This window comes from Rathayibacter sp. AY1F2 (assembly GCF_002930885.1).
Classification (GTDB): Bacteria; Actinomycetota; Actinomycetes; order Actinomycetales; family Microbacteriaceae; genus Rathayibacter.
This window is the reverse complement of sequence record NZ_PSVG01000029.1, coordinates 1-11,222: the sequence shown is the minus strand read 5'-3', so window position 1 is coordinate 11,222 and position 11,222 is coordinate 1. Positions and strand designations below refer to the sequence as shown.

The following is an 11,222-nucleotide window of genomic DNA, read 5'->3' as shown; positions in this document are numbered from 1 at the left end:
CGCAGCAGCGAGAAGGAATCATGACTCCCCCCGAGAAGCTCAAGCTCGTCGACTCCGTCCAGGCGATCAACTGGAACCGGATCCAGGACGACAAGGACGTCGAGGTGTGGAACCGCCTCACGAGCAACTTCTGGCTGCCCGAGAAGGTCCCGCTGTCGAACGACATCCAGTCGTGGAACACGCTCACGCACCAGGAGCAGCAGCTCACCATGCGCGTGTTCACCGGGCTCACCCTGCTCGACACCGTGCAGGGCACCGTCGGCGCCGTCTCGCTCATCCCGGACGCGATCACGCCTCACGAGGAGGCCGTCTACACGAACATCGCGTTCATGGAGTCGGTCCACGCCAAGTCGTACTCCTCGGTGTTCTCGACCCTGTCGAACACCCAGGACATCGACGAGGCCTTCCGCTGGTCGATGGAGAACCCGAACCTGCAGAAGAAGGCGTCCATCGTGATGGACTACTACCGCGGCGACGACCCGCTGAAGCGGAAGGTCGCCTCCACGCTGCTGGAGTCCTTCCTCTTCTACTCGGGCTTCTACCTGCCGATGTACTGGTCCTCGCGTGCCAAGCTCACCAACACGGCCGACCTCGTGCGCCTGATCATCCGCGACGAGGCCGTGCACGGCTACTACATCGGCTACAAGTTCCAGAAGGGACTCGAGCGGGTCGACCAGGCCAAGCGCGACGAGATCAAGGACTACACGTTCTCGCTGCTCTACGAGCTCTACGACAACGAGGCGCAGTACACGCAGGACCTCTACGACCAGCTCGGCCTGACCGAGGACGTCAAGAAGTTCCTGCACTACAACGCCAACAAGGCGCTGATGAACCTCGGCTACGAGCCGATGTTCCCCAAGCAGGTCACCGATGTGAACCCCGCGATCCTGTCGGCCCTCTCGCCCAACGCGGACGAGAACCACGACTTCTTCTCGGGCTCCGGCTCCTCCTACGTGATCGGCAAGGCCGTGAACACCGAGGACGAGGACTGGGACTTCTAGGCGTCGACACCACGTCCAGGCCTCCACGGCGAACGGCCCCTCCCCTCGCGGGTGAGGGGCCGTTCCTCATCTCCGGGCGGCGGGCGGGCGCCGGGTCACCGCACCCGGCGAGGCGCCGCCCTGTCGCCGAGGCGCCGTCCTGTCAGCGGCGCCTCGCGCGGCACGTCGGTGTCTCGCGGAGCGGGGCCGGAGCGGCCGTCGTGCGCGCCTCAGAGGGCCAGGCGCATCAGCACCCGGGGGAAGCCGTCGAGCACCGAGGTCGTGTCCGCGGCCTTCTCGAAGCCGGCGCGCTCGAACAGCGAGCGCGTGCCGACGTACGCCATCGTCCGGTCGACCTCCGCACCGGCGTTGTCGACCGGGTAGCCCTCGGTCGCCGGTGCCCCGTGGGCTCGGGCGAACTCGACGGCGCCCTCGAGCAGCGGATGCGAGATCCCGCGCCCGCGGAAGCCGGGCCGCACGCGCAGGCACCACACGCTCCACACGTCGAGGGCGTCCACGTGCGGGATGCGCCGGTTCGTCGAGTAGCTCGTGTCGGCCCGGGGGTGCACCGCCGCCCAGCCGACCACCTCGTCGCCGTCGTACGCGAGGACGCCGGGCGGAGGATCCTCCGCGACGAGCTCCCGCACCCGGGCGCCGCGAGCGGGACCGGCGAGAGCCCGGTTCTCGACGGAGGAGCGGAGCCGGTAGCTCAGGCACCAGCACACGCTCGCGTCGGGGCGCTTCGGGCCGACCATCGTCGCCAGGTCGTCGAAGACGGTGGCTGCGCGCACCTCGATCGTCATGGCGGCAGCCTTCCACCGTCGCGATGCGCGGACAAGCCGTTCAGAACTCAGGACGAACGACGAAGGACTCCCTCCCTGCCGCGGAATCGGGGTCGCGGCGCCACCTTCGTCCGGCATCCTCGACGCCCTCCGCCGATTCACCACTCCGCCGGATGAATCGCACCAGCACCCCCTGTTGGACGGCGCCCAGGCGGGGCGCCTACCGTGGACGAGGTATCCAGCGAAGGAGCACTCCCTGTGAAGCACGTCCCCCTCGGCACCTCCGGTGTCGACTCCCCGAACGTCGTCCTCGGCCTCATGCGCATCCCCGAGATGAGCGACGAGGCGATCCGCGGCCTCGTCGGCGCCGCCCGCGACTCCGGCATCGACTTCTTCGACCATGCCGACGTGTACGGCGGCGAGCTGCACCGCTGCGAGGAGCGCTTCGCCGAGGCGATGGCGCTGACCCCGTCGGAGCGCGAGCAGGTCGTCCTGCAGACCAAAGCGGGCATCGTCCCGGACGGCCCCTACTTCGACTTCTCGTACGAGCACCTGATCGCCTCGGTCGAGGGCTCGCTGAAGGCGCTGCGCACCGACTACGTCGACGTGCTGCTCCTGCACCGGCCCGACGCGCTCGTCGAGCCCGATGAGGTGGCCCGCGCATTCGACGAGCTGCACGCGTCCGGCAAGGTGAAGCACTTCGGCGTCTCGAACCAGACGCCGTACCAGATCGAGCTGCTGAAGAAGTCGCTGAACCAGCCGATCGTGGCGAACCAGCTGCAGCTCTCGATCACCCATGCGCCGCTGATCGCGCAGGGCGTCGCCTCCAACATGGTCGGCGAGGACCAGTCCGTCATGCGCGACGCCGGCATCCTCGACTACTGCCGCCTGAACGACATCACCGTCCAGGCCTGGTCGCCCTTCCAGGCGGGGTTCTTCACCGGCGTCTTCCTCGACAACCCGGCCTACCCCGAGCTGAACGCCGTCATCGACCGGCTCGCAGCGACGTACGGGGTCCCGGCGATCGCCGTGGCCACCGCCTGGATCACCCGCCACCCGGCGGGCATGCAGGTCGTGCTCGGCACGACGAACGAGCAGCGCGTGCGCGATGCGGCCCTCGGCTCCGATCTGCCGCTCACGCGGCCGGAGTGGTACGAGCTGTTCCGCGCGGCGGGCTACCTCGTCCCCTAGAGCTCCCACCCCGGAGGAAATGCGCGTCGGCGCAGAGAGGCACGGACTCCCCGGAGTCCGTGCCTCTTCCCGTCCCCGCGAGACGCCGGTCGTACGCCCGTCGCGGACCGAAGCGGCATCTCGCGGGGGAGGGGCGGGAATAGGAACGGCACCCCTGCGTTGAACTTGAGCGTAACCGACTCAACTTCCTCAGGAGGACAGGTGCCCGACAACTACAGCGAGGCCGGAGCGAGCTCGTTCGACGACTTCCTCGCCCGCTACCTCGACGGTGAGCGCGCCCGCGCGGCGCGGTCGATCGACCTCAGCCGATTCCTCACCGCCCGTGCCCGCGACATCCTGCAGTCCGCAGGACGCTTCGCCCTCGAGCGCGGTCAGACCGAGCTCGATGCCCTGCACGTGCTCCGCGTGCTCATCGACGACGAGACCGTCTCGCAGGCCGTGCGCCGCATCGGCGTCGACCCCGCCGCCATCGCCACCGCCGCGGAGGCGCGCCTCCCGCAGGCCGACGAGGCCCACGCCTCGCAGAACGCGGCCACCATCACCCCCAGCGCGCAGCGCGCGCTGTTCCACGCCTACCAGGTCGCCCGCTCCAGCGGTTCGACCTACATCGAGCCCGAGCACCTCTTCTTCGCGCTCGTGCTCGGCCAGGACGCCCCCGCCGGGCAGGTCCTCGCCCGCGCCGGCGTCACCGCCGAGGCTCTCACCCAGGGCATGCGCGAGACCGAGGCCCCGCAGCAGCAGGAGGCGGGACAGCCCGCCTCCGACACTCCGCTGCTCGACAAGTTCGGCACCGACCTCACCGCTCTCGCCCGCGAGGGCCGGCTCGACCCGGTCATCGGGCGCGCCGACGAGATCGAGCAGACCGTCGAGATCCTCAGCCGCCGCACCAAGAACAACCCGGTGCTCGTCGGCGAGGCCGGCGTCGGCAAGACCGCGATCGTCGAGGGCCTGGCCCGCGCGATCGTGGCGGAGGAGGTCCCCGAGCAGCTGCGCGGCAAGCGCGTGATCTCGCTCGACCTCCCCGGCATGCTGGCCGGCACCCGCTACCGCGGCGACTTCGAGGAGCGCCTCACCGGCACCATGGACGAGATCGCGGCCCACTCCGGCGAGCTGATCGTCTTCATCGACGAGGTCCACACCGTCGTCGGTGCGGGCGGCGGCGGCGAGGGCGGCATGGACGCGGGCAACATCCTCAAGCCGCGTCTGGCCCGAGGCGAGCTGCACCTCGTCGGCGCCACCACGCTCAAGGAGTACCGCACCATCGAGAAGGACCCGGCACTGGAGCGGCGCTTCCAGCCGGTCCGCGTCGGCGAGCCCGGCATCGAGGACGCGGTCGCCATCCTGCACGGCCTGCGCCCCGCCTACGAGGAGCACCACCGCGTGCGCTTCACGGACGAGGCCCTGCGCGCCTCCGTCGAGCTCTCGGCCCGGTACCTCACCGACCGCGTGCTGCCCGACAAGGCGATCGACCTGATCGACCAGGCCGGCGCGCGCCTCCGCCTCCGCCTCGGAGCCGGCGTCGACACCGGAGCTCTGCTCGAGCGTCTGGCGACCCTGGAGGCCGACAAGAACGCGGCCGTCTCGGCCGAGCACTACGAGGAGGCGTCCCGCGTCCGCGACGAGATCAGCGCCGTGCAGGCGGAGCTCGACGCGGCCACCGGCAGTGCCCCCGCGGAGGCGGTCGTCGGCGAGACCGAGATCGCGGCCGTCATCGCCCGCGCCACCGGCATCCCGGTGTCGCGGCTCACGGAGGGGGAGCGCGAGCGCCTCGCCCACCTCGAGACCGAGCTGCACCAGCGGGTCATCGGCCAGGACGACGCGGTCACCGCGGTCGCCCGGGCCGTCCGCCGCAGCCGCACAGGCCTCGGCGACTCCTCGCGCCCGGTCGGCTCGTTCCTCTTCCTCGGTCCGACCGGTGTCGGCAAGACGGAGCTGGCGCGCACCCTCGCGGGCTCCCTCTTCGCCGATGAGCAGTCGGTCATCCGCTTCGACATGAGCGAGTTCGGCGAGCGTCACACGGTCTCGCGGCTGGTCGGCGCCCCTCCCGGGTACGTCGGCTACGACGAGGCCGGTCAGCTGACCGAGCGCGTGCGCCGGAACCCGTACTCGGTGGTCCTCTTCGACGAGATCGAGAAGGCGCACCCCGACGTGTTCAACCTGCTGCTGCAGGTGCTCGACGACGGGCGTCTGACCGACGGCCAGGGGCGGACGGTCGACTTCCGCAACACGGTGATCATCATGACCTCGAACCTCGGCTCGGAGTTCCTGGCCTCGCGGTCGGGTGCGCTCGGCTTCGTCGCTCAGAGCGACGCGTCGGCCGAGGGCTTCGCCTCGGAGAAGGACCTGCGCGATCGCGTCATGGGCCGTCTCCGCGAGGCGATGCGCCCCGAGTTCCTCAACCGGATCGACGAGATCGTCCTGTTCCGCCGCCTCGGCCGCGAGCAGCTGCGGGAGATCGTCGGCATCGTCCTCGACACCACGCGCTCCCGCCTCGCTCCCCGCGAGGTGACGCTCGAGGTGACGGAGGCGGCCGTCGACTGGCTCGCCGAGAACGGCTACGAGCCGCAGTACGGCGCCCGGCCCCTGCGCCGGCTCGTCCAGCGCTCCATCGACGACCGGATCGCCGACCTGTTCGTCAGCGGCGAGGTCTCCGACGGAGGCGCGGTCCGCGTCGACGCCGTCGCCGGCGAGCTGCTGGTGACCTCGGCCGCCGCCCTCCCGCTGGCCGCGTAGCCGGTCCCGCTCCGACCCCCGTCCCTCCTCCTTCCGCGAGACACCGCTCGTGACGACGGCACCGCCCGTCGTCGCGAGCGGCGCCCGCGGAGGGGGAGGGGCGGGGGTCTTCGCGTCCCCACGGCTTGCCACAGCGGTCCGGGCGGGATAGACACGAGAGCACGAGAACCGGAGGCACGATGTCGAACCCGCGCTACTACGACCCCGTGGGCAAGGCGGTCCGGGCGCTGCTCGTGCTGAGCCTCGTCTGCTTCGCCCTGGCGGTGGGCATGTTCGCCCTCGACATCGTCATGCCCGGCACCATGACGGACGAGCGACGGCCCTGGGCCGAGGCCAGCGGGGCGCTCGCCTCGTTCGGCGTGCTGGCCCTCATCGTCTACTTCGCGACCGTCGCGATCGTCGGCGCGATCCGGGGGCGCGGGCAGTAGCGCCGGCTCCGACGCCGTCGTCCGACAGGAACGCGTCCGGCCCGCGGGATCCGAGGATCCTCGCGGGCCGGACGCGTTCTCGCGAGCCGTCAGGCGCCGGTCAGGGGCACTTCTTCGCGGTGATCGTCACCTTCAGCGTGGCGTCCGGAGCGACGGGGGAGCCGCCGGCCGGCTCCTGCCCGGTGACCTGACCGGCGTCGGGCGCCTTCGGGTTCTCGGCGCAGGCGAGCGTGATCTTCGTGAAGCCGGCTGCGCCGAAGGCGTTCTTCGCGGCCTCCAGATCCTGGCCCGTCACGTTCGGCACGGTCTTCTGGTTGCCGGAGCTGGTGAACACGGTGATCGCGGTGCCGCGCGGGGCCGAGCCCGACGGGTCGGCGCGGGTGACCGTCCCGACCGCGGCGTCGCTCGCCTCCGTGCCGCCCTGCACGACGCCGAAGCCGGCCGCCTCGAGCTTGGCCTCGGCGTCGGCGGAGGAGAGCCCGACGACATCCGGGATGTCGACCTTCGGGACGACCTGCAGCGAGCCGTCGGCCTCCGGGAAGTCCGTCCCGCCGTAGGTCGCGTCGGCGGCGCGCATGACGACCGGCCAGATGCGGTGGCGCGCGGTGGCGGCGGATCCGGAGTCGAAGGAGTAGCGGCCGAGGCGCAGGTTCGCGTCGCCCTTCACGTTGAACACGCCGACGGCGGTCGCGACGCGGGTGCTCGCTCCGGTCATCCAGGTGGCCTTCGCGTCGTCGGTGGTGCCGGTCTTGCCGATCAGCGGAACGCCGTCGCCGGTGCGGGAGGCGACGGCCGTCCCGCCGCCGGTGAAGGTCGCCTGCAGCGCGACGGCCGCGGTGGCGGCGACGTTGCGGTCGATCGACTGGCGGCAGTTCGCCGGGGGCACCGGCTGGTCGGCTCCGGCGGAGTCGGTGATGCGGTCGATCGCGACGGGGTCGCAGGTCGTGCCGCCGGAGGCGATGGTGGCGAAGGCGCCGGCCATCGAGAGGGGCGAGACGTAGTTCGTGCCGAGCACCGACGACGGGTTGTGCTCGAGCTCCTCGCCGCTGCCCTGCTTCACGCCCATGTCGACCGCGGTGTCGCGGATGCCGCACAGGTCGAGCTCACGGGCCATGCCGACGAAGCCGGTGTTCAGGGAGGTCTTCGTGAAGGACACCGGGGTGCCGACCTCGCCGGTTCCGCCCTCGTCGTTCTTCGCGCTCGTCTCGTTGCTCGTGTCGGTGCCGCCGGAGACGCAGGAGTCCGTGAAGGTGCCCCAGGTGGACTTGCGCGTCCCGTCGACCGACTCGTTGATGCTGTGGCCCTCCTTCAGCCACTCCACCAGCGTGAAGAGCTTGTAGGTCGAGCCCGGCTGGATCCCGGAGGATCCGCCGTTGGCCCGATCGGTGCTGTAGTTCACGGCGCTGTAGGACGGGTCGGTCGTGAGGACGTCCGGATCCTGCGAGTACTTCTTGTTCTGCGTCATCGCGAGCACGCGCCCGGATCCGACCTCGACGCTGACGGAGACGGCTCCGACGTCGAAGTTCCAGGTCTGCGGGACCTGCGCGTCGACGGCGGCGACGGCCGCGTCCTGCAGGCCGACGTCGAGCGTCGTGTAGACGTCGAGGCCGCCGCGGCGGAAGTTGGTCCAGCGGGTGTCCTCGTCGGCGCCGAAGATCTCGTTGTTCTTCAGGACGTTGGTGACGTAGTCGCAGAAGAAGCCCGCGTTGCCCGCGGTCGAGCAGCCGGTGCTGGGCTGGGTGATGCGGGGCTCGATCGGAGCGGCGACGGCGGCGTCGTGGTCCTCCTGCGAGATCTTCCCCTCCTCGAGCATCTTGCCGATGATGTAGTCGCGGCGGTCCTTGTTGCGGGCGTAGCCGTTCGAGGCGCCGTTGTCCGGGTTGTCGGGCTGGTCGATCCGCAGGACGGCCGGGTTGTTGACGATCGCGATGAGGCTCGCGGCCTGGGCGATCGAGAGGTCAGCGGCCGAGGTCGCGTAGTAGTAGTTCGCGGCGGTCTCGAGGCCGTAGGTGGTGCCTCCGAAGAACGCGATGTTGAGGTAGCCCTGGAGGATCTGATCCTTCGTGTACTGCTTCTCGAGGCCGATGGCGAGCTTCATCTCGCGGAGCTTCCGCTCGGGGGAGGTCCGGGTGGCCTCGTCGATCGCGGCCGCGCGCTCGGCGTCGTCCGAGATGTTGCGGACGGCCTTCTCGACGAGGACGTTCTTCACGTACTGCTGGGTGATCGAGGATCCGCCCTGCACGTCGTTGCCGAGCACATAGGTCTGCGCGACGGCGCGGAGGGTGCCGGGGAGGTCGACTCCGCCGTGGTCGTAGAAGCGGGGGTCCTCACCCGAGACGGCGGCGTCCTTGGCGGCCTGGGCGATGCGGTCGAGCGGCACCTCGACGCGGTTCTCGACGTAGAAGGAGGCGAGCAGCTGCGGGCCGTCGGAGCCGGTCGCGTAGATGTTGCTCTTCTCGGAGAGCTTGTCGACCTCGAGGTAGTCGGGCAGGCCGTCGAAGACGCCGATCGACTGGTTCGCGGCGACTCCGGCGAGCGCCACAGCCGGGGTGACGGTGGCGGTCACGAGGACTCCGGCCACGACGCTCATGCCCAGGAAGCCCACGATCGCCTTGACCACACCACCGGTGGTCCTTCTGTCGGACGCCAAACCTTCTCCTTCGCGAATCCCCCCGGATGCTGCGACGACCGCGGCCGACGCCCTGCACGCTCCGTGCGGCAGGTCAACCTCGACAGACTAACCCGAGAGCCCCCGAAGACGAAGGCCCGGCCAGAGGCCTGAAAAGACCCTGACCGCGACCCGGGGGACGGTGTTCCCTAGGCTGTCGGCATGGCGAGCCCCTCCTCCGACCCCGGACCGGCCGACGCGACGACCCCGGAGGCCGCTCCGGTCGCGCCCCCGCAGGCCGTCCCCGCACCGCCCACGGGCGCCCTCTCGTACGCTCTCGGCTTCCTCGCGTTCATCGGGATCCCGTTCCTCAGCCTGATCGTGGGCGGCATCGTCATGGCGTCCGTGTACCCCTCCGCCCGGAGGAAGGGCGGGCTCGCCGCCGAGAACGCGCGGAACGCGGCGAACTGGGGTCTGACGGTGATCCTGATCGGGGTCGTGACGCTCGGCGCGCACGTCGTGCTGCTCTTCGCCGCCTCCGACACCCCGCTCGCGAAGGGCTTCTACCCGATCGGCATCCCGATCACGCTGTTCGCCGTGCTCTGGCTGGTGCACTTCGTGCTGATCATCTGTGGACTGGTGAAGGCGAACCAGCGCGAGGTGTTCCGTCCGCGCATCGCGATCCCGTTCCTCCGCCCGCCCGCGGCCTGAGCTCAGGCGCCGACGGGCCAGAGGTAGTCGAGCCCCGGCGGCGTGCCGGGGAACAGCGGGCCGTAGTGGTCCTCGTCCTTGGCCACGAGCTTCGAGCGGTGCGAGAGGTGCAGCCGCTCGTCGCCGAACCACGGCGGGAGCGGGTAGTCGCCGGTCAGGTAGGCGGCGAGATCCTCCGGGGCGGCGGCGAGGGCCTCCTCGGTCTTCACGAGGCACGTGTCGGCGAAGCCGCGCTCCGTCCACTCCGCGCAGGTCTCGCGCTGGTAGGTCATCAGCGCCGGCCGGTAGCCCCGCCACATCCGCGTGACGGGGTGGTTCTGCCAGCCGTACCCCGGGACGGTCAGCGCCCGCATGACCTGCAGCGTCTCGACGCGCTGCTTGCCGAGCCGCTTGCCGTCGAGGGCGCGGACGCTGCGGTGGAAGTCGGGGTAGGGGAGGAAGGTCTGCACGCCTCCCAGTCAACAGCGGCCCGTCTCCCTCCGGCCACCCTCCCGTCACGCCGATGTCGCCTGGCGTGCGTAGCGTCCGGGGCATGACCGGACTCCCCCTCCTCGCCACCGACGACGTGCAGCTGCGCTGGGCGCGGCCCGAGGTCCTCGACTCCGCCCGCCACCGGATGCTGCGCCTGCTCACCCTCGCCGAGCGCCTGCGCTACGAGGCGACGAGTCGGCGCGAGGTCCGGGACGGCTTCCTCCTCGGCCGGGTCCTCGTGCGCGAGCTTGCCGCCGAGACGCTCGGGATCGATCCCCTCGAGGTCGCCGTGGACGCGCGCTGCGAGCGCTGCTCCGGACCGCACGGCCGCCCGGTGCTCCGCGGCGAGCACGCGGCGCTGGAGCGGATGCGGATCAGCATCGCGCACTGCGACGGCGCGGTGGTCGCGGCGCTGGCGACCGGACGCGACATCGGGATCGACGCGGTGCGCGCCCGCACCGTCCGCGACCGCGTGGCCTCCGGGGCGACGACGGCGGAGCAGGTGCTCGCCGATCTGCGCTCGCAGGCGGTCGCGAAGGCCGACGGGCGTGGGACCTCGAGCGACGAGCCCGTCCGCTTCCGCACCAGGGAGGGTGCGACCGAGGCCTGGATCGAGGGCTCGAGCCGCTACTTCGCCGTCTCGGAGCCGACGGTCCACTCCGCGCTCGTCGTGGCGGTCGCGGTCGCTCAGGAGTGACCGCGGGGCGCGGTCCCCGGCCGTTGCGCTGGTCCGCGCCTAGGCGAACAGCGACAGCGTGATCGTCGAGCGGTAGGAGCCGGCCTCGACGTCCGGCTCGGCCAGCAGCCGCAGCTCGGCGTCGGCGCTCCAGGTGCCGGCCCCGCCGGCGGCTCCGAGCAGCAGCGCGTCGCGCAAACCCGCGCCGCCCTCGAGGGAGGAGGCCACCGGATCGCCCGCGACGGCGCCGGTGCCGGTGATCAGGCGCGGGGTCCAGCCGAGGTGGTCGGCTCCGATCGAGGCGCTCGCGCCGGTGAGGGCGCTCGCCGAGGCGAGGACGTACCAGTCGTTCTGCGCGCCGACGCGCGAGTCGGTGACGGTGACCGTGGGGAGCCCGCCCGTGAACCGGCGCTGGAGGGCGGTGGAGCCCGACTCGGCGAGGTCGACGGCGTCGGCGGCGACGGAGAGCGAGAGGGAGCCGGGCTGCGCCGGAGGGGTGATGTCGACGTCGACGTCCACTCCGTCGAGGTCGTGGAGCAGGGGCGGCGGGCTCCGAGACCCTCGCGCAGACGGTGGCCTACCCGGCCCGCGTCTGCTGAGCGCACGGCGGCCGGACGACCGGTCGTGACGGAGGAGGGAGTG

The 11,222-nt window shown here is 71.3% G+C and carries 10 protein-coding genes; 6 read left to right on the top strand and 4 right to left on the bottom strand.

All coding sequences use genetic code 11. The annotated features are described in order from the left end of the window. Positions 1–20: 20 nt before the first annotated feature. Positions 21–1,001 (top strand): class 1b ribonucleoside-diphosphate reductase subunit beta, encoded by a 981-nt coding sequence (gene nrdF / locus C5C54_RS16140; RefSeq protein ID WP_104224358.1) that lies wholly within the window; start codon positions 21–23, stop codon positions 999–1,001. Positions 1,002–1,210: 209 nt separating this feature from the next. On the opposite strand, the gene C5C54_RS16135 is transcribed toward nrdF, so the two are convergent. After that, entirely contained in the window at positions 1,211–1,783 is a 573-nt protein-coding gene (locus C5C54_RS16135; protein WP_104288798.1) for a GNAT family N-acetyltransferase, read from the bottom strand. 237 nt (positions 1,784–2,020) lie between these two features. On the opposite strand from C5C54_RS16135, the gene C5C54_RS16130 reads away from it, so the two are divergent. From C5C54_RS16130 to C5C54_RS16120, 3 genes are all read left to right on the top strand, one after another. Then, entirely contained in the window at positions 2,021–2,953 is a 933-nt protein-coding gene (locus C5C54_RS16130; protein WP_258059515.1) for an aldo/keto reductase family oxidoreductase, read from the top strand. 201 nt (positions 2,954–3,154) lie between these two features. After that, complete coding sequence (locus tag C5C54_RS16125; protein WP_104288797.1) at positions 3,155–5,686, top strand: ATP-dependent Clp protease ATP-binding subunit; 2,532 nt, start codon at positions 3,155–3,157, stop codon at positions 5,684–5,686. Positions 5,687–5,865: 179 nt separating this feature from the next. Continuing rightward, positions 5,866–6,114, top strand: a complete 249-nt coding sequence (locus C5C54_RS16120; RefSeq protein ID WP_104224361.1) for a hypothetical protein — start codon at positions 5,866–5,868, stop codon at positions 6,112–6,114. Positions 6,115–6,214: 100 nt separating this feature from the next. Here the strand turns inward: C5C54_RS16120 and C5C54_RS16115 are convergent, their stop codons facing one another. Continuing rightward, positions 6,215–8,764 (bottom strand): transglycosylase domain-containing protein, encoded by a 2,550-nt coding sequence (locus C5C54_RS16115; RefSeq protein WP_258063362.1) that lies wholly within the window; start codon positions 8,762–8,764, stop codon positions 6,215–6,217. A gap of 180 nt (positions 8,765–8,944) precedes the next feature. Here C5C54_RS16115 and C5C54_RS16110 point away from each other — a divergent pair, with 180 nt between their 5' ends. Continuing rightward, positions 8,945–9,433, top strand: a complete 489-nt coding sequence (locus C5C54_RS16110) for a DUF4870 domain-containing protein (protein ID WP_104247716.1) — start codon at positions 8,945–8,947, stop codon at positions 9,431–9,433. 2 nt (positions 9,434–9,435) lie between these two features. Here C5C54_RS16110 and C5C54_RS16105 read toward each other — a convergent pair whose 3' ends face one another. Then, positions 9,436–9,882 carry an MSMEG_6728 family protein gene (locus tag C5C54_RS16105; RefSeq protein ID WP_104224363.1) on the bottom strand — a complete coding sequence of 149 codons (447 nt, stop codon included), beginning with the start codon at positions 9,880–9,882 and terminating at the stop codon, positions 9,436–9,438. A gap of 83 nt (positions 9,883–9,965) precedes the next feature. On the opposite strand from C5C54_RS16105, the gene C5C54_RS16100 reads away from it, so the two are divergent. Continuing rightward, positions 9,966–10,601 carry a 4'-phosphopantetheinyl transferase superfamily protein gene (locus C5C54_RS16100; protein ID WP_104288796.1) on the top strand — a complete coding sequence of 212 codons (636 nt, stop codon included), beginning with the start codon at positions 9,966–9,968 and terminating at the stop codon, positions 10,599–10,601. A gap of 39 nt (positions 10,602–10,640) precedes the next feature. On the opposite strand, the gene C5C54_RS16095 is transcribed toward C5C54_RS16100, so the two are convergent. Further along, positions 10,641–11,099: a hypothetical protein gene (locus C5C54_RS16095; protein WP_104288795.1), complete on the bottom strand. Its 459-nt coding sequence runs from the start codon at positions 11,097–11,099 to the stop codon at positions 10,641–10,643. Between the last annotated feature and the right edge of the window lie 123 nt (positions 11,100–11,222).

Coding starts and splice junctions, on each gene's coding strand:
- nrdF (WP_104224358.1), top strand. CDS start 21: ATGACTCCCCCCGAGAAGCTCAAGCTCGTCGACTCCGTCCAGGCGATC.
- C5C54_RS16135 (WP_104288798.1), bottom strand. CDS start 1,783: ATGACGATCGAGGTGCGCGCAGCCACCGTCTTCGACGACCTGGCGACG.
- C5C54_RS16120 (WP_104224361.1), top strand. CDS start 5,866: ATGTCGAACCCGCGCTACTACGACCCCGTGGGCAAGGCGGTCCGGGCG.
- C5C54_RS16110 (WP_104247716.1), top strand. CDS start 8,945: ATGGCGAGCCCCTCCTCCGACCCCGGACCGGCCGACGCGACGACCCCG.
- C5C54_RS16100 (WP_104288796.1), top strand. CDS start 9,966: ATGACCGGACTCCCCCTCCTCGCCACCGACGACGTGCAGCTGCGCTGG.